The organism is Flaviaestuariibacter amylovorans, assembly GCF_039541815.1.
GTDB classification, from domain to species: domain Bacteria; phylum Bacteroidota; class Bacteroidia; order Chitinophagales; family Chitinophagaceae; genus Flavisolibacter; species Flavisolibacter amylovorans.
Genome location: NZ_BAABGY010000008.1, coordinates 275,709 through 293,751 on the forward strand (window position 1 = coordinate 275,709; position 18,043 = coordinate 293,751).

An 18,043-nucleotide genomic window follows, 5' to 3' on the forward strand; every position below is an offset into this window, starting at 1 on the left:
CAACCCGACAGCATGACGACCGATTTGTTCCAGATGCAGCAGACCATGCGGTGGTTCGGCCCCGATGACCCGGTGCGCCTGTCGGATATCCGCCAGGCGGGATGCACCGGCGTCGTTACGGCGCTGCACCACCTGCCCAACGGCGCGGTGTGGAGCATCGACGAGATCAAGGCCCGGCTCGCGCTCGTCGAAAGCGCAGGCCTCAGCTGGCCAGTGGTGGAGAGCGTGCCGGTGCACGAATCGATCAAGACCCGGAGCGGCGCCTTCGCCACCTACATCGATCAGTACAAGCAAAGCCTACGTAACCTCGCCGCCTGCGGCGTGCGCATCGTTACGTATAACTTCATGCCCGTACTCGACTGGACGCGCACCGACCTTGCCTACGCACAGCCCGACGGGTCGCTGGCGCTGCGCTTCGAGCGGGCCGCCTTCATTGCCTTCGACGTTTTCCTGCTGCGCCGGAAAGGTGCCGCTGCCGACTACAGCGCCGAAGAGCTCGCCCGGGCACAGGCCCGCCTCGACGCCATGACCGACGCGGAGCGGGCCCTCCTCCATCGCAACATCATCGCCGGCCTGCCGGGCAGCGAGGAAAGCTTTACCCTCGCCCAGTTCCAGCAAGCCCTCGATGCCTACGCCGGCATCGACGCCGCTACGCTGCGCCGCCACCTGATCCTGTTTCTCCAGGAGATCGTTCCCGTTGCCGAGGAATGCGGCGTGCGCCTGGCCATCCACCCCGACGATCCTCCTTATTCCATATTGGGCCTCCCGCGTGTGGTGAGCACCGCCGCCGACCTCAGCGCCCTTTTCGAAGCGGTGCCGGCACCGGCCAACGGCCTCTGCTTCTGCACCGGCTCTTTCGGCGTGCGCCCCGACAACGACCTGCCGGCCATGGTGCGGCAGTTCGCCGACCGTATCCACTTCCTGCACCTCCGGAGCACCCGCCGCAACGAGCTTGGCGACTTCTTCGAAGACAATCACCTCGAAGGCGACGTTGACATGTACGCAGTGCTGCACGCCGTGGCCGGGATCATGCAGGAGCGCGGCACAGGCATCCCGATGCGCCCCGACCACGGGCACCAGATGCTCGACGACCTGAAGAAGAAAACGAACCCCGGGTATTCGGCCATCGGCCGCCTGCGCGGGCTGGCCGAACTCCGCGGCCTCGAGCTCGGCATCCTGCGCAGCCGGGTCCGGATGGAGTGACACCGGCGCCCGCAAACAAACATCACATCACGACTGCTACTATATGAACACAAAAGACTTTTCTCCGCTTCCTCGCCTGCGGGCCCTGTCATCGGCCGGGCCGCCGGGCACACACGCAGCCACGCGCCCCGTACTAATACGGTATTGGCGCCGGCGCTCCCGTGGCGCGCCTTTACCCGGCGACGCCTGCTCCCCTTCATCATTTTCTTATTTTAAATCGGACTGTTTTATGGAAAGATTACGCGTTCACCTTATGCCGGCAAAGGTCACAAGATGCTGGTTGTTGTTCTTCGTGCTGGCCCTGCTTGCGGGTACTGCTTCGGCCCAGGGGATCCGCGTGGCCGGCACCGTGCGGGATGGAGGGGGCAACCGGTTGCCCGGCATCTCGGTGCGCATCAAGGGAAGCACTATCGGCAGCACCACCGACTCCGTGGGTGCCTATTCGATCAACGTACCCGCTGCGAGCTCGATACTGTTGTTCTCCGGGGTCAGCTTCGTGGAGAAAGAACAACTGGTGGGCGACCGCCGCTCGCTGAACATCACCCTGACCGAGAAGCCCAACAACCTCGACGAGGTCGTGGTGATCGGTTACGGTCAGACCGTTCGTAAGCGCGATATCGGCGGCTCCATCTCGTCCGTCAACAACAAGCAGATCCAGGAGCGGCAGCCCATCAACCTGTTCGACGCCCTGCAGGGGCAGGCAGCCGGTGTGCTGGTGATGAACGACAACGGCGAGCCCGGCGCAGAAGGGTCCATCCAGATCCGCGGCGCCAGCACCTTCACGGCCGAGGGCAACTCGCCCCTGTACGTAGTGGACGGCGTTATCACCGACAACGCCGGGGCCATCAACCCCAATGACATCGAGCGGATAGAGGTGCTGAAAGACGCTGCTTCCGCTTCCATCTACGGAGCGCGGTCGGCGGCCGGTGTGATCCTCATCACCACGCGCCGCGGCGCTGAAGGCAAGACCCGCTTCGATGTGCAATACTCGAAAGTGTTCGGATGGCTTGCCCATAAAATGCAGGTGGCCAACGCCGCGGAGCTGCGCCTGTACCGCAAGATGCAGACCGGCAACCTGAGCGGCACCAGCGGCACCTTCACCGATTCGCTCAACCCCTCGTTCAACTCCGATAACGATTACCAGGAGCTGCTGCTCGGCAACCGGGGGAACCGCGACGACATCAAGATGAGCATCAGCGGCGGACAGAAAGCGCTGACGTATTACGCAAGCCTCAACTACATCAACGACCGCGGCATTGCACTCAACACCTGGAACCGGACGGTGCAATCGCGGATCAACACCGAATTCCAGGCCTCAAAGAAATTCAAGTATACGACCAACCTCTCGTTCTCCTGGTCGTACGGCAACTTCACCAGCGTCAACAACTCGATCAGCTCGGTGTTCTTCCGTCCCTCGTACCTCCGGGTCTATAACCCCGACGGATCGCTGACAAGCTACCTGAACTCCACCCGCAACCCGGTGGCCAACGCGCTGCTCGAAGACAATACGCGCGAGACGCTGAAGGCCCAGATGAACCACCAGATCGACTTCCAGATCTACAAGGACCTGAAGTTCACCACCGCGTTCAACGCGCAGATGATGAGTTACCAGGGCTTCTACTTCATGCCGCGCTTCCTGGAGACGTCCGGCACCACAAACCTCGGTCGTAACAACCTGAACAAGAGCTTCGACTGGATGTTCCAATCCTTCCTCAACTACCGGAAGAAGGTCGGCCAGCACAGCATCACCGGTCTGCTCGGCGTATCGAAGGAGCGCGAGAAGGACGACATCACCCAGATGGAGGGCCGCGATTTCGTGATCGAAACGGCGCACTATGTAAAGGGTGCGTTCATCGACAACCTGACCCGCCAGACCACAAGCGGCTCGGCCGTGTCCACCGCCTCCGCGTTCGGCCGGGTGATCTACAGCTTCAAGGACCGATACATCGCGCAGGGTAACTACCGCCGCGACGCCACTTCGCGCTTCGCCCCGGAAAGCCGCGTCGGCAACTTCTTTTCCGGATCGCTGGCCTGGCGCTTTTCCGACGAGCGCTTCATGGGCTGGGCGAGCAACTACCTCTCCGACGCCAAGCTGCGGGTGAGCTGGGGCCAGCTGGGCAACGACCGTGTAGGCAACTACGAATACCTGCAGCTCATGACCCAGGGCCTCGAAAGCTACAACGGTGTGGCCGGCGCTTCGCTGAGAAGCACGCTCGGCAACCGCGGGCTCAAATGGGAGGCTACGGAGCAAAAGAACCTCGGTTTGGATCTCTCGTTCCTGAAAGGCCGCTATAACCTCACGGTAGAATACTATATCAAGACCACGCACGATCTGCTGTACAACCGCCCGCTTCCCCTGGAAACCGGTTTCAGCAACGGCACCAAAGTGAACGTTGGTACCATCGAGACCCGCGGTCTCGAGTTCCAGCTGAATTCGACCCCGATCGTGACGCGCAACTTTACCTGGGCACTGAACGGCAACCTCTCCTTCGAGCGCGGCCGGATCCTGAGCCTCCAGGGCGGGCAGCCCTTCATCATCGGCAAGTGGCTCATCGAAGAGGGCGGCCGCCTGGGCAACTTCTACGGCTGGAACAACCTTGGCGTGTATCCCACCGATGCGCACAATGCCTACGACCAGTATGGCAACAAGCTGACCCCCATCGGTGTCAACATCGTACACGGAGCCACACCCCGTGGTTCTACGGTGACCGTACAGGGCTACCAGCTCAATGGCAAGGACTACACCGACAGCATCTACCGCAAGCGGGGCAACGGCCTCGTGCTGCTGGGGGGCGACACGGAGTGGGAAGACGTGAACAACGACGGCGTCATCGACGACAAGGACCGCCACATCATCGGCAACGCCCAGCCCGACTTCTACCTCGGCGTGATCAATACCTTCACCTACAAGCAGTTTAGCCTCAACGTGATCGTGAATGCCACCATCGGCGGCAAGGTGTACAACAGCTTCAAGCAGGGCCTCACCAACAACCGTACGGTCAACGGTCCGGCGCTGCCGGAAGCGGTATACGGAGCCTGGGTGGCCCAGGGACAGGAAGGCGCCACCTACCCGTATTTCCCCGACCGCGACACCCGCGGCAGCCAGCGCGCCAGCGGCAACAGCTACTTCCTCGAAGACGCCTCGTTCATCCGCCTGTCGAGCGCACGCCTCACCTACCGCTTCAAGCCGGCAACCGCCCGAAAGGCATTCATGAACGGCGCCAGCCTCTATGTGTACGGTATCAACCTGCTTACCTGGACCAACTACACCGGCTACGATCCCGAGTTCAGCTCGACCAACGCGCTGCAGATCGGCGACGACAACGGCCGCTACCCGAAGCGCCGCGAGTTCGGGATGGGTGTAAACGTTCAATTCTAAAAATGACAGTCATGAAGAAATTACTCGCAATAGCCAGCTTACTGTTTTTCATTGTTCTCGGCGGATGTAAAAAAATGGTCGACGAAGTCCCGCTCTCCGATGGTACCCTCGATCTGTTCTTCCGCAACCGTTTCGACGCCGATGCCGCCATGGCCGGTATGTATGGCGCCTTCCAGACGACCATGATCGGGGAGTCGCAGTTCAACAACCGCATCACCTACTGGGGCGACGCGCGTGCGGACAACATGATGAACAACATTCAGAACAACATCTCGAACGAGATCCACTTCAACAGCCTCACGCCGAGCAATACCTACGCCGACTGGGGGCCGCTGTACACCATCATCGGCCGCGCCAACCTCAACATCGCGAAGTTCCCGGAGATCAACAACTACGCAAAAGTGGCCGAGCGTATCTCCGATGCCACGCTGAACAGCTACCTGGCGCAGTGCCATGCCATGCGCGCTATGTGCTACTTCTACATCCTGCGGGTGTGGGGCGATGCGCCGATCTGGACGACCCCTTACCTCAACGTTTCCGAGAACCCGGCCCGCCCGCGTGCCCCGAAGACCGAGGTGCGCGCACAGATCATCGCCGACCTCGAAAAAGCCTACGCGCTTACGGCTAAGGGAGCCACATCCAATGCCTGGTACATCGGTGAGGGCGCCATCGCCGCCATGCTCGCCGACGTGTACATGTGGCGCAGCCACGACGACGCCATCATGCCCGACTACGCCAACGCCATCACCTGGTTCAAAAATGTGTTCAAGGCCAAGGGCCCCACAGGACGTGTGTACAATGCCTCCGGCACCGTCGCCACAGGCTCCGGCGGCGCCGCTGCCGACCTCGCTTCCACGGCCGACTGGAAACTGATCTTCACCAACCCGGCAGCCAACCTCGAGAGCATCTGGGTCATCCACTGGGACGTGGCCGCCAACGGTTGCCCCTGCATGATGGGCGTATCGACCACGGTGAACCTCTCCTCCATGCGCACCGACCGGGTGCTGTATACCGGCGCCGCCTCGTGGCTGCGCGCCGGCCTCGACACCCGCGCCAAGCAAAGCATCGACTCCTCCAAGAGCGACAACTTCGACCGCGTGCTGAAGTGGTACGGACCCTCCGGCTACACCAATGCCCGCAGTACGTACATGACCCGCTCGCAGGCGGATGCCGCGGTGGGTATCAACAAGCCGGTGTACATCCCGGTGTACCGCATCTCCGACGTATTCCTGCTCTATGCCGAAGCGCTCAACAAGACCGGCGACCGCGCCAATGCCCTGCGCTACCTGAACCTGGTGCGCCAGCGCGCCACGCTCGCGCCCTACACCGCGGCGCAGCTCACCACCGAAGATCAGATGGAAGATGCCCTTCTTGCCGAGCGCCGCTCCGAGCTCTTCGCCGAAGGCAAGCGCTGGTTCGACCTCGTGCGTACGCACAAAGTAGCCCAGTATATGGACCAGATGCTGCGCGAGCGCCAGCTGGCTGCCGGCTCCGCCCAGACCGGCTGGGGTACCGACAAGCGCCGCTACCTCTGGCCGCTGCACCGCAACGTGCTCAACGCCAACCCGAGCCTCGTGCAGAACCCGCCCTACTCTGAATAACGCCGCATTTTTCTTTGCTCACTCAAGACTTATCGCATGAAAAAGACATTGCTTCCCCTGCTCTCCGTTGTCCTGCTCGCCACCGTTGCGCTCACCAGCTGCTATAAGCTGCAGAAGGACCACATATACCGCCCGTCGACGCTCAATCCCAATATCAACATGACGGCAAAACAATTCCTGCTCTCGCGCGGCTCCGCCGGCGTCGGGGCGGATACCGTCTTCAAGTGGATGCAGCTTGGCCTCGAGTACGCCGAGCTCGACCTCGCCGAATTCGAGCGCGCCGGCCGCACCTATATCTTCCTTCACAACAATGCGATCCGCACCACCACCGGTACCGGCGCTGCCTTCCGCGTCAACGGCGGCTTCTTCTTCGACTACCCGATCGTGGTGAAGGATGCCATGGGCAACCCGATCCGCTCGGTGTTGAACCCCGCTGCCGATTCGATGCGCCCCGCGCTCTACTGGACCGATTACCCGAAGCAGTTCGTGAAGAACTACTTCTCCTACCTGATCCTCCAGGGAGATTATACCTTCGAGAACCTGAGTATCAACAACGTCTCCGTACCCACGCTGCTCCCGCCCGGCACAACCGTCAGCCCGCGTGATACGAGGCTCGGATGGGTGGTGACCAGGAACGTACCCAACCCCGATCCCGCGTCGGCAGCCACCATCAAACTGGACTCTGCTACCGGCACCGGCTTCGACCCCGAAGGCAAGATCAACCTGAAGCTCGTGAACAACCAGAATGCACCGATCAACGTGAACGACCGCGCCGATGACCGCTCGGCGGGCTACTTCGCCACCAACGGCAAAGTGCACGTCTTCGACCGTACCATTCACCCGTTCCGCTACAGTCACTAGAAATCGTTTTTAATTGAACCTGTCCTGAGTTCAACGTGAAGCGTCAGGCGTCAGGCGTGAGAAGTGAGTGTCTGACAGTAAAGCGTTTCCCGCTCACGCCTCACGCCTCACGAAGAATACCGTCTTCCGGATTTGGAGACAACACTAAACAATTGCAGCGAACGTACCTGCCCCTCGCCTGGAATCCGGCTGTTAGCAGCAGCCGGATTCCTTTTACCCGTGCCTGCCCGGCTTTTCTACACCCAACATGAACATGAAGACCTGTATCATTCTCCTCCTATTGCTCTGGAGCAGCCACAGCGCCTCGGCCCAGCAGCGCGTACGCCTCAACGAAGACTGGGAATTCGTACGGCAGGACCTTGGCGGCATCTGGGAGGCCGTGCGCCCGAGGAAGGGCGGCAACCCGGAGGATGTGCCGCTGTGGACGCGTGTATCGCTGCCGCATTGCGTGAACGCCACCGACGCCGTAGACCCGGACCTGAATTATTACCAGGGGCCCGCATGGTACCGCACGCAGCTCGCCGTGGCCAACCCGTATCCCGGCGGCCGCACCGTGCTGCACTTCGAAGGCGCAGGGCAAAAAACGGAGGTGTATATCCACACCACGAAAGTGGGCAGCCATGTGGGTGGCTACGATGAGTTCTCGGTCGACATTACCGACGCGGTGGCGGCCTTCACGAAAACAGAAGCCTTCCGCAAGCAGTTCAACGGCAAGGTGCCGCTGTCGGTGCGCACCGACAACGGCCGCGACCTCGAGCTGATGCCCTCCGACCTCTCCGACTTCAACTTGTATGGCGGCATCTACCGCTACCTCAACCTCGTATACCTGCCTGCCGTTTCGGTGGACCGGCTGTTTGCGGAAGCGCAGGTCGACAGCACGGGAAAAACGGGCTCGCTCGATGTGCGCGCCCGGTTCCATGCGCCGGTTGCTTCCGGCCCCGCCACCGTTTCGGTGGTGCTCAAAGACCCGCGCGGCAAGGTGCTGCAGCGCGTCGAAAAAACGCTTGCCGATCTTTCCGGCGACCTGCCCCTGGCGCGGTTCGCGGTGCGGGCGCCACGACTCTGGAACGTGCAGGACCCCGCGCGCTACACGGTGCTCACCACCGTCACGGCCGGCGGCGTCGCGTCGGTCGATAGTCAGCGCATCGGCTTCCGGCAGGCCACCTTCGTGAAGAAGGGACCGTTCCTGCTCAACGGAAAGCGCCTGCTGCTGCGCGGCACGCACCGACACGAGGACCACGCGGGCGTGGCCGCAGCCATGACGGAAGACCAGATGCGGCAGGAGATGCTCCTGATGAAAGAGATGGGCGTGAACTTTATCCGGCTCGGCCATTACCAGCAGTCGCGCATCATCCTCGACCTCTGCGACAGCCTGGGCATCCTCGTGTGGGAAGAGATCCCCTGGTGCCGCGGCGGGCTCGGCGGCTCTGTATACCGCGAGCGGGGCAGGCAAATGCTCACCAACATGATCGAGCAGCACTACAACCACCCATCGGTGATCATCTGGGGACTCGGCAACGAGAACGACTGGCCCGGCGATTTCGAGACCTTCGACAGGGACAGCATCCGCAGCTATATGCGTGAGCTCAACGACCTCTCGCACCGCCTCGACCCGGGGCGCAAGACCGCCATCCGCCGCTGCGACTTTTGCAAGGACATCGTGGATGTGTATTCGCCTTCGATCTGGGCCGGGTGGTACCGCGCCACCTACACCGACTATAAAGAAATCTCGCGGGCCGAGTTCGAGAAGGTCGACCATTTTCTGCATGTGGAATGGGGCGGCGACAGCCATGCGGGTCGTCATTCCGAGAGTCCGGATAAGGCCCTGCAACAGGTGCCGCCGGCCGCCGGCAACGATCACTCCGGCGACGCCGCGCGTTTCGCCCATGCTGCCCGCGGGTCGAAGGATGGCGACTGGAGCGAGTCTTACATCTGCAACCTTATCGAGTGGCACCTCAGGGAGCAGGAGACGATGCCCTGGCTCACCGGCACGGCGCAATGGCCGTTCAAGGACTTCTCCACGCCGGTGCGCCCCGACAACCCCGTGCCCTACATGAACCAGAAAGGCGTGGTGGAGCGCGACCTTACGAAGAAAGAGGCCTACTACCTGTTTCAATCGTACTGGACCGACAAGCCGATGGCGCATATCTACGGGCACTCGATGCCGGTGCGCTGGGGCGACGCGGGTGAAGCCAGGATGATCAAGGTCTATTCGAATTGCCCGGAGGCCGAATTGTTCGTGAACGGCAGCAGCCTTGGGGTGCGCACCCGCAACAGCCAGGATTTCCCCGCGGCCGGCCTTCGCTGGAATGCCGTGCTTCGGGAAGGCCCGAACGAAGTGCGGGTGCGGGCGCGCCGTGGCGCCACCGTAGTGGAAGACAGCCTACACTTCGAGTTTCAAACTGCGAAATGGGGCAAGCCGGCGCGCGTGGTGCTGGAGCGTGTGAGTGAATCCGACAGCATCGTCACGATCCAGGCCAGGGTGCTGGACGACAAGGGCGTGCTTTGCCTGGACGCAGCCCAGTTCATCCGCTTCGGGCTCGCGGGCGACGGCCGCCTCCTCGACAACCTCGGCACACCTTCCGGTTCGCGCGCCGTGCAGCTTTCCAACGGCCGTGCGCTGATCCGCATCGACCGTCGCGGCGGCCGCTCGGTGGCCAGCGCGCAGGTAGCCACGCTTCCTACCGTATTTCTCAACCTCTGACCGATACAATCTTACCCATCAACCAAACGCAACAAGATGACGAACCGATATACCTGGGCAATCGCCGCCCTCCTGAGCAGCAGCATGCCGGCAGCGGCACAAACGGGCAAGGCACTTGCCGGAAAGGCGCTTCATGCGAAACGGAGCACCGATACGCTGGGCATGGCGGCCGTGTTTGCCGCGGCCGAAGCCCAGACGCGGGTGCTGCTCGATGCCATCCCGAAAGCACGCGCCGCCCGCTCGGCGCTTACCGCAGGCGGAACACCGGGAAGCGCCGGCGGTGTACTCGTGTCGCCGCGCACGCTCGACAGCGGCGCCCTCCGGCTGGTGACGGCGCGCGACTGGACCAGCGGCTTCTTTCCCGGGGTGCTCTGGCAGTTGTACGACTACACCCGCAAGCCCGAATGGAAAGGAACCGCACAGGCCTATACCGATCTCATCGAGAATGAAAAATGGAACAGCGGCACCCACGACATGGGCTTCAAGGTGTATTGCAGCTTCGGTACCGGCTATGCCCTCACCAACGACCCGCGCTACAAGGACGTCATCCTGCAATCGGCACGCACGCTCAGTACCCGCTTCAACAAGACGGCCGGCGTACTCCGCTCTTGGGACCACAACAAGCAGAAATGGGACTTCCCCGTCATCATCGACAACATGATGAACCTTGAGCTGCTCTTTGCGGCGTCCCGGCTTTCGGGCGACTCTTCGTTCTACCGCATCGCGGTAAGCCACGCCGACAATACGATGCGGAACCACTTCCGGCCCGACTACAGCTCCTACCATGTGGTGGATTACGATTCGACCGCCTTCGGAAGCATCCGTAAGAAGACGACCCACCAGGGCTACTCCGACGCGTCGGCCTGGAGCCGCGGGCAAGGCTGGGCCTTGTATGGGTACACGATGTGCTACCGCGAAACCCGCGACCCGCGCTACCTGCAGCAGGCGGAGCGGGTTGCGGCCTACGTGCTGCAACACCCGAATATGCCGAAAGACCTCGTGCCGTACTGGGACTTCAACGCACCCGGGATCCCCGCCGAGCCGCGCGATGCTTCGGCCGCGGCCGTGATCGCCTCGGGCTTGTATGAGCTCAGCACCTACAGCAAAGAGGGCAGGCGCTATCGTGCCGTAGCCGATAAGATCGTACAGAACCTGACCCGCAGCTACCGCGCGCCGGTGGGCACGGCACAGGGGTTCCTGCTGCTGCACAGCACGGGCTCCAAGCCAGCGAACAGCGAGGTGGACGTGCCCCTCAACTACGCCGATTATTATTACCTCGAGGCCCTGCTGCGCGGCAATAAGTTGCGCAAGGCGAAGCGGCTTTTCCCGTGATTGGTTCCCTGTATTATTACTGTATTCTGCGGCAGCCTTCGGCCGCCGTCATTGCAAGCGCAGCGTCCCGAAGCTTCGGGACAATCTCCACAACTTGCGGGGTGCATCAAAAGCGGCGCTCTTTTGCAGCCCACCACGTAACGGGGAGATTGCTTCGTTGCAGGCTGCCGTCGGCGCCTGCTGCCTCGCAATGACTGTCTCCGCATAGGCTGGAGCTGTTCGAACTCAAAATTGCGCTTAAGCACGGTTGCTGATCCGCTACCGCTGTCGCTCTTCCTTCGCAGCCAACCGACGCGCCTGCAATTGCGCTTCATACAACGATGCCGGCGCCAGGCCCTTCCGGTTGGTCCCTTCCCAGATGCCTTGTGGCCGGTCGGGGAAATGCCCCGGCCATTGTGTTCCCTTCAGCCCGATGCAGTAGTTGTTGCCCGAAACACCGTACGGGCTTTGCACGGCCACGCGGCTTGCGGTGCAGTTCCAGAGCACCTGCGTGGTGCCGGTCCAGCCGTGGCCCGTGCCCATCTGGCCGCGGTCCTGCACGTTGATCTCACCGTCGGTATCGATGTTGTCGTAGAGCGTTCCCATGGCCCAGCGGTGGTGTGGGCCGATGTCGGCATGCGTGCGCCGGGCGGTGCAGTGCGCAAAGACGTTGGGTCCGGGCACCGTGGCCCCGGTCACGTAATCATGGCGGCCGTCGGTGGCCGTGCAGCGCAGGAACAGGTTGAGCTGGCCGTCGTTGTTAAAGGAGTAGCGGCGGCCGCCGGTGATCACCGACTTATGATCGGAGCAGTGCGCATCCGCGACCGTGATGTGCTTTGCCGTAGCAGCCAGGTTCACGCAGGCGTAGGCAAAATAGCGTGCTGTCACCGACCGCACCCAGCCCTGCTCCACCGCGCTGAAGTGGACCGCGTCCCAGGCATGGTTCTCCGCCGTATCGCTGTCGTATTCCGATGCACAATACAATTGCTCGATACCCACGTGGCGGATGCGCCCTTCGAAGGCATAGCGGTATAGAAATCCACCGCCGTACTTCGTTTCCATCGGCATCACCACGGGGTTGTCGAGGAACACGGTATTGCCCGACACGCGGGTGACGACCCGCTCGAAGCGCAGGGTGTATTCTGCCGGCTGCCATTGACGCGTGCCGGGGCGCTCCACGATCTGGTCCATCCTGAGATCGGAGATCCATTGCCGGGTGCCGGGGCGCAGTACGATCACTGCGTCGCCGGGTTTCAGTCCCGACGCGTCGGCTACGGTGACCGAGAAGCTGCCCGCCGGAACATAGGCGTCGGTGATCGCCGTACGCGTGCCCCGTATTTCTACGGGCGCGCCGCTTCCTGCCACGGCGATCAGCGGGTCTTTGCTGCGGGTGGTAGCCAGGAGCCGGGTATCCCCGGGGCCGTCGCCCGCGCCCCGGAGCACGATGCCGCTCGCGCCGATGCGGAGGCTGCCGTTGACCCGGTAGGTACCTTTTTGCAGGAGCAGCGCGCCCCGGAAGCCGGCAGCATCGACCGGCCGGCCGGCAATGGAATCGATGGCGGCCTGGATCCGCGCACGGTCATCAGCTCCCCCGGAGGGCGCAAGCGTGTGTACCACCGGCACCTCGGGTATCGGGTGGTCGCCCGAATAATACCCTACACGGCTGAAATCGGGGATCACGTTGCCGTTGGCATCGGGCGTATACCGCAGCGTGCCGTCCGCGTCGCGGCGCACCCATTTCGATTGCCAGGTGCCGGAAGGCAGGAAGGCAGTGGCGCCCAGGAACAGCAGCAGCAGGAGGGGGAAGAGTTTGGAGGACATGGATCAGCGCTTATACGTTCTTTAATGATTGGCCGGCGATACCGTCGCGTACGTGAACGGGGGCGCTGCTTTCACCAGCGCCGGATACAGATCAACGGTCGTTGCCCGATTGATCCCGACGCTTACAAGCTACGCATGATTCCCGGCAACGGCCATCTCCATCCGGCATTCTAGCCCGAATGCCCCCCATTTTTGAAGATGCGTCCCGCGTCACCTGGTTTGCAAAAGCCTAGATTCGATCGATGAAACATTGCTGCGCCAGCTTTCTTTTTTGTATCGTCTTCAATGGCGTCGCGGCCCAGCAGGGAACGGTTCCCGCGTATGCTACGGTCACCCTGCACAATCCTTCCGGCTTCGAGCGGACGGAAGTAGTGTCGATACCGTGGTCCGGGATACGGGAAGCCGCGGCGGCGGTCGACACCGCCACTTTCCGCGTGGTGCTGGCGGCCACCGGGGCCACCTTGCCGTTCCAGTTCGAGCGCGCCGGTACAAATACGGTGCAGAACCTGCTGGTGCTGGTGTCCCTTCCCGCCCGCGCGGAAACGAAGCTTTTGCTGCAGCGAAAGAGCAGCGCTCCCATCCGGCCCCTGACCTTCGGAAGGCATGTGCCGGAACGAAAGGATGATTTTGCCTGGGAGAACAACCGCGTGGCTTTTCGCATGTATGGCAAGGCCCTCGCCGCCACCAACGAAAACGCGTATGGCATCGATGTGTGGAGTAAGCGCACCGACAGCCTGGTGATCGATAAATGGTACCTCGGCGGCGATTACCACAAGGACCATGGCTCCGGGCTCGACTATTATTCGGTAGGTTATACACTGGGTGCCGGTGATGCGGCGCCCTACATCGGCGACAGCCTTTGGTTCAGCCACAATCATCACCAATGGGAAGTGCTGGACAACGGTCCGCTGCGCACGACCTTCCGTTTGTCGTATCCCGCGCGGGAGGTGGCCGGTCGGCTACTGACCGCACATAAAACGATATCGCTGGACGCAGGCACGCAACTCAATCGCATTACGGTTCGCTATGACAACGCCGGCGACAGCCTGCCGGTGGCCATCGGCATTGTGCGGCGAGCAAGTGCGGGTGTTCAGCTGCTCGATGAACAGGCAGGAGTTCTGGGCTACTGGGAACCGACGCATCCTGCTTCCGGCACAACCGGGGTGGGTGTGCTCTGTACGTCGGCGCCGGTGCGGGCCAGGCAGGATCCAAAACACTGGCTGCTGACAGGCCGGCAGGCAAAGGAGTTTACCTACTATGCCGGTGCCTGTTGGGACCGGGCCGGCCTTTATCGCTCCAGCCAGCAATGGTTCGATTACCTGCGCCGGTTCAGGGAAGCATTGCAGCAGCCGGTGTCGGTGCGGGTTCAATAGCCGGTTGACCGGGAACTGCCCTGTAAAAAAGAGCGGCAGGATGTAAGGTTTAACGGCGGGCTGCGTCCCTATGAAAAATCACCTTATGACTCGTTTGTTGGTAGCGCTTTTTCTGCTGTTCTCCGTCAGTGCCGTTGCCCAGCCGGAAGTGCGCCGGGCGCATTATAATCTTTCTAAATCCAGCCTCGCGATCTCCGGGTACGACCCGGTGGCCTACTTCTCGCAGAACAAAGCGGTGGAAGGCCGGAAAGATATCTCCGTGGTTCATGAGGGCCTTCTGTATCATTTCGCTACAGAGGCCAACCGCGTGGCGTTCCGGTCGGCCCCTTCGAAGTACGAGCCGCAGTATGGCGGCTGGTGCGCGTACGCGATGGGGGCGAAGGGCGAGCAGGTGGATGTGGACCCGGAGACGTTCAAGGTCGTGAACGGGAAACTGTTCCTGTTCTACAACCGCTTTTTCAACAACACGTTGAAAAGCTGGAACAAGAACGAGCAGCACCTTCATGCCAATGCCGATGCCAATTGGGATAAGCTGCTGCGGCAGTGGTCACGGCCGCGCTGAGGCGGTGGTTGTTTCCCGTTCCCTCTTTCGGGTAGGGCATTTTTTTGTTACTTCGATATCAACCATCAGTGCAGCAAATGAATAGCGGGCAAATATCGGAGCAGGTCTTTCACAGCTGGGTCGGCGAGCATAGCGATCTGCTTTACCAGTTCTGCCGGAAGCGCGTAGCCGACCGGGAGACCGGCAGGGACCTCGTGCAGGAAACCTTCCTCGCGGCCTGGCGCAACCGGACTGCGTACCGCGCGGAGACCTCGGTCAAAAACTGGTTGCTGCTGATCCTGAAGCGAAAGATCATCGATCATTACCGGAAAGCCGGTGCCCCGGATCCGCTACCACACGAAGAGCCCGGCGCCAACCCGTTTTTCGATGGGGCAGGTCATTGGAAACAAGGGCTCTATCCCCGTGCCTGGCGTGTCGAGGAAACGGATCACACCGAGCGGAAAGAGTTCTATTCCATCTTCGATAGTTGCGGGAAAAAGCTGAAAGCACTGCAGCACCATGTGTTCACCATGAAGTACGTGGACGGGCACAGCAGCGAGGAGATCTGTAAGGAACTCGGTATTACTTCGTCCAATTACTGGGTGCTGCTGCACCGGGCGAAGGTGCAACTGAGGGCTTGCCTTGAAAAAAATTGGTTCATCAAGTAGTGTTGCAATGGCGTCGAAAATCACATGCGCGGAGGCGGTTGATTATATTTCCCGGAGGGAGGAAGGAAAGCTTACCCGCGGCCAGCGCTTCCGGTTGTGGCGGCACCTCGCCGCCTGCAGTCTTTGCCGGATCTTCTCGGCTCAGAATAAGCTGTTGGCCCGCTTTGCTGCCGAACGCCCGGTAGCGGATGCGCTCACCGAAACCGATAAGGACATCATCATCCAACGGGTGCTTGGTGAAAGCCAGGAGGGAAAAACCGATTCCGGATCGGCCCCGTAATGGGCGCGCCGGGCAATGGCGGAAAGCGCTTACCCGATCTTTTTCACATAGCGTGCATTGTCGCGGAGCAGCCGCAGGCCCTCCCGGGTGGTCAGGTAGGGCAGGCGTTGCATCGCTTTGTTGCGCCGGCTGATCTCAAAAAGGATCCGCAGGTGCCGGCAGATCTCCTTCCAGGCAAACAGCAGCGAATGGCGCGGATCATAGATATGCGCCGGCTCGCTCCCGGCCCCGTTCAGCTCCACGATGGCGAAACGCCTTCCGGCGCGCAGCTGCTCCCAGCTTTCATAACGGATATCAAGGCGGCCGAAATAAAATCCAGGCACCTCCCTGCAGATGCGGTCAATGGAAGCCGTTAGCTCCGGATCGATCCGGTCCGAAACATCGATGAACTTCGCGCCCCGGCTATGGTTCCCGAACGGCACCAGCACGCGTTCTTCTCCCGGTGCCAGCACCTCGGAGAGCTGCGGACCGAGCTTGCGGCGAAGCTGCGGCAGCTGCAGGCGGTAGCGCGGCTCCTGTTGCAGCAGTTGCGTGATCGTTTCGCGCCCGTTGCCCCGAAGCGTCAGCAGCTCCTTTTCCACGAGGCCCGTAACCACTCCACTGGCAGCGCCCGGGTAGCGGTAGTAGAAGACGCCGATCTCCCGCTGGTAGGGGATGAGTGCCTGCACCAGGTAATCGACGCAGGCCGATCGGTGATACCGCACGAGTTCCGTTTCCGAAAAGAGCTTTTGCACGCCCATGCCGCGGAGGCCGATATCGGGCTTTACGATCAGGGGAAAGGAAATGCCGCTGCGACGTGTCTCCTGAACCACGTCCTCCGCATTTGCGGAGCCAGGCTGTACCAGCACCGTTGCCGGGTAGGTGCCCCGGGGGAGCAGGTCATAGATCTCCTTTTTGCTTTCCATGAGAAATCCGCCATTCCGGATCGTGGGATTGGCGGTGTTGAAGAAGAAGAACGAGCGTGCCTTCAGGCAAAGAAAGAACCAGTAAAAGAATATGGGAAAGTATACCACCGTGAAAGGCCAGTATTCCCAATGACGCAGGCGGATCCGGAAGCGCCCGATCCATTCAGCAACACTGTTCCCGTTCCGTCGGCCATCCCGGGGCAGCACCTGCAGGAATTGTTGCTGCGCCAGCAGGTCGCGGTGGCGCATCCTCGTATCATCGTTGCCAAGTAAGACAGAAGTGATGCTCACGGTAAGCAGTTCGCCGTTGCGGTTCATCACCAGGTCGTTGCCGCGGTCGCCGTCTCCCGCTTCCTCGTGAAAGCGCAGCACCGCGTGCCAGTCGAGCGTTGCCTGCTCCGACTGCCATTTCTGAAACCATTGTTCCCGCCGGCGCATCGTTTCTTTCGGATACAGCGTGGCCGACGACCAGATCCAGGATCTTGAGCCGTCGAGCTCGGTCACCGTTTTCCACTGTCCGTCCCAACGGCATTCGAAGAGACGCTTGTCCTGGTACAGGATCAACGTAAAGGGCTCGGTGTCGTCCCAGTTGTTCTGCTGAAAGGCCGCTGCAGCACCGGGCTCAGCGAGCAGCATCGGTATCACTGCGCCGCGGCTGCGCGTATACCGCCGGTCGGGAGTGTGTGGGCGAAACGCGCCGTTGAGCAATACCGCGGCATCGCCGGTGGCGGTTGCCGCGATCCAGGTACCGCCTTTATCAGGGTCTTTGGGAAAAAGAATGCTGCCCCGCTTGGTTGGGTGGATTTCCGGCGGCAGCGCGCGCTGCCGCTTTTGCTGCTCGTCGCGGTTGCTCGTCAGCACAACGCCGTCAGCGGTCGGCAGGAAGGTTACGGTGCACATGTTGGCGATATTGCTGGGTAGAGGCGGCAACGCCGAACCCGGTGGGCAGCGCGATGCCGAAATGAGTGGCCCCGATGCGGACGAGGGCCATATGATGAACGGTGTGCTCCAGGTTGAAGACGAGTTCGCGCTGGTAGCTCGTAGCGATGCGGATCACTTCCTTGCCCGAAGGGTCGTAGCACTGCTCCAGCACAAGGGGCTTGTCTACCCGGTCGAGGCAGCCCTGGAACCCGGCCAGTTGCGTACCCGCGAGCCGGGGGCAGCTTTCGAGCGCATGGTCTCGCTGCCGCTTGTCGTAATTCACTACCCCCGACGGGTATCCGTGCTGCAGGGCGGCGTAGAATTCGATGACATGACGAAGGTGCTGCCCGAGGGTGCTTCCGTTAAGCAGGTGCACGGGAGCGCGGAACTGCTCCTGTGTCAGTTGTGAAGCAAACTCCTGAAGCTGCCGCAACAGGGCTTCCGAGTGCGTTACGATGTGGTTGGAACGGCGCAT

13 protein-coding genes are annotated in these 18,043 nt (G+C 61.6%); 10 read left to right on the forward strand and 3 right to left on the reverse strand.

Features of this window, described 5'->3' with window-relative positions; all coding sequences use genetic code 11:
* Nucleotides 1-12: 12 nt before the first annotated feature.
* The 6 genes from uxuA (at nt 13) to ABD937_RS14885 (ending at nt 11,080) form a co-directional block, all read left to right on the forward strand.
* The gene (gene uxuA / locus ABD937_RS14860) at nt 13-1,203 is read left to right on the forward strand and encodes a mannonate dehydratase (protein WP_345256544.1); all 1,191 of its coding nucleotides are present in this window, start codon (nt 13-15) and stop codon (nt 1,201-1,203) included.
* Nucleotides 1,204-1,432: 229 nt separating this feature from the next.
* Complete coding sequence (locus ABD937_RS14865) at nt 1,433-4,582, forward strand: SusC/RagA family TonB-linked outer membrane protein (protein ID WP_345256545.1); 3,150 nt, start codon at nt 1,433-1,435, stop codon at nt 4,580-4,582.
* 11 nt (nt 4,583-4,593) lie between these two features.
* The gene (locus ABD937_RS14870) at nt 4,594-6,183 is read left to right on the forward strand and encodes a RagB/SusD family nutrient uptake outer membrane protein (protein WP_345256546.1); all 1,590 of its coding nucleotides are present in this window, start codon (nt 4,594-4,596) and stop codon (nt 6,181-6,183) included.
* Nucleotides 6,184-6,219: 36 nt separating this feature from the next.
* On the forward strand, nt 6,220-7,044 hold the full coding sequence (locus ABD937_RS14875; protein WP_345256547.1) for a DUF1091 domain-containing protein: 825 nt from the start codon (nt 6,220-6,222) through the stop codon (nt 7,042-7,044).
* Between the two features lie 253 nt (nt 7,045-7,297).
* Entirely contained in the window at nt 7,298-9,748 is a 2,451-nt protein-coding gene (locus tag ABD937_RS14880) for a glycoside hydrolase family 2 TIM barrel-domain containing protein (RefSeq protein ID WP_345256548.1), read from the forward strand.
* A gap of 36 nt (nt 9,749-9,784) precedes the next feature.
* Nucleotides 9,785-11,080, forward strand: a complete 1,296-nt coding sequence (locus ABD937_RS14885) for a glycoside hydrolase family 88 protein (RefSeq protein ID WP_345256549.1) — start codon at nt 9,785-9,787, stop codon at nt 11,078-11,080.
* Between the two features lie 258 nt (nt 11,081-11,338).
* On the opposite strand, the gene ABD937_RS14890 is transcribed toward ABD937_RS14885, so the two are convergent.
* Nucleotides 11,339-12,880, reverse strand: coding sequence for a pectate lyase family protein (locus tag ABD937_RS14890; RefSeq protein WP_345256550.1), 1,542 nt, complete (start codon nt 12,878-12,880; stop codon nt 11,339-11,341).
* A 242-nt stretch (nt 12,881-13,122) separates the two neighbouring features.
* Between ABD937_RS14890 and ABD937_RS14895 the strand changes: the two genes are divergently transcribed.
* The 4 genes from ABD937_RS14895 (at nt 13,123) to ABD937_RS14910 (ending at nt 15,742) form a co-directional block, all read left to right on the forward strand.
* Nucleotides 13,123-14,253 carry a DUF4861 family protein gene (locus ABD937_RS14895; protein WP_345256551.1) on the forward strand — a complete coding sequence of 377 codons (1,131 nt, stop codon included), beginning with the start codon at nt 13,123-13,125 and terminating at the stop codon, nt 14,251-14,253.
* An 85-nt stretch (nt 14,254-14,338) separates the two neighbouring features.
* Entirely contained in the window at nt 14,339-14,815 is a 477-nt protein-coding gene (locus ABD937_RS14900; protein ID WP_345256552.1) for a YHS domain-containing (seleno)protein, read from the forward strand.
* Nucleotides 14,816-14,892: 77 nt separating this feature from the next.
* Nucleotides 14,893-15,462: a sigma-70 family RNA polymerase sigma factor gene (locus tag ABD937_RS14905; RefSeq protein ID WP_345256653.1), complete on the forward strand. Its 570-nt coding sequence runs from the start codon at nt 14,893-14,895 to the stop codon at nt 15,460-15,462.
* Nucleotides 15,437-15,742 (forward strand): zf-HC2 domain-containing protein, encoded by a 306-nt coding sequence (locus ABD937_RS14910; protein ID WP_345256553.1) that lies wholly within the window; start codon nt 15,437-15,439, stop codon nt 15,740-15,742. Before ABD937_RS14905 ends, ABD937_RS14910 begins: the two co-directional genes overlap by 26 nt.
* 29 nt (nt 15,743-15,771) lie before the next feature.
* Here the strand turns inward: ABD937_RS14910 and ABD937_RS14915 are convergent, their stop codons facing one another.
* Nucleotides 15,772-17,547 (reverse strand): NRDE family protein, encoded by a 1,776-nt coding sequence (locus tag ABD937_RS14915; RefSeq protein WP_345256554.1) that lies wholly within the window; start codon nt 17,545-17,547, stop codon nt 15,772-15,774.
* Entirely contained in the window at nt 17,516-18,043 is a 528-nt protein-coding gene (locus ABD937_RS14920; protein WP_345256555.1) for a hypothetical protein, read from the reverse strand. The genes ABD937_RS14915 and ABD937_RS14920 overlap by 32 nt, the downstream gene beginning before the upstream one ends.

Bases quoted from the DNA above. Each gene is read 5' to 3' on its own strand.
- uxuA (WP_345256544.1), top strand. From the start codon at position 13: ATGACGACCGATTTGTTCCAGATGCAGCAGACCATGCGGTGGTTCGGC.
- ABD937_RS14920 (WP_345256555.1), bottom strand. From the start codon at position 18,043: ATGCGCCGTTCCAACCACATCGTAACGCACTCGGAAGCCCTGTTGCGG.
- ABD937_RS14915 (WP_345256554.1), bottom strand. From the start codon at position 17,547: ATGTGCACCGTAACCTTCCTGCCGACCGCTGACGGCGTTGTGCTGACG.
- ABD937_RS14865 (WP_345256545.1), top strand. From the start codon at position 1,433: ATGGAAAGATTACGCGTTCACCTTATGCCGGCAAAGGTCACAAGATGC.
- ABD937_RS14880 (WP_345256548.1), top strand. From the start codon at position 7,298: ATGAAGACCTGTATCATTCTCCTCCTATTGCTCTGGAGCAGCCACAGC.
- ABD937_RS14900 (WP_345256552.1), top strand. From the start codon at position 14,339: ATGACTCGTTTGTTGGTAGCGCTTTTTCTGCTGTTCTCCGTCAGTGCC.
- ABD937_RS14870 (WP_345256546.1), top strand. From the start codon at position 4,594: ATGAAGAAATTACTCGCAATAGCCAGCTTACTGTTTTTCATTGTTCTC.
- ABD937_RS14890 (WP_345256550.1), bottom strand. From the start codon at position 12,880: ATGTCCTCCAAACTCTTCCCCCTCCTGCTGCTGCTGTTCCTGGGCGCC.
- ABD937_RS14885 (WP_345256549.1), top strand. From the start codon at position 9,785: ATGACGAACCGATATACCTGGGCAATCGCCGCCCTCCTGAGCAGCAGC.
- ABD937_RS14905 (WP_345256653.1), top strand. From the start codon at position 14,893: ATGAATAGCGGGCAAATATCGGAGCAGGTCTTTCACAGCTGGGTCGGC.
- ABD937_RS14895 (WP_345256551.1), top strand. From the start codon at position 13,123: ATGAAACATTGCTGCGCCAGCTTTCTTTTTTGTATCGTCTTCAATGGC.
- ABD937_RS14875 (WP_345256547.1), top strand. From the start codon at position 6,220: ATGAAAAAGACATTGCTTCCCCTGCTCTCCGTTGTCCTGCTCGCCACC.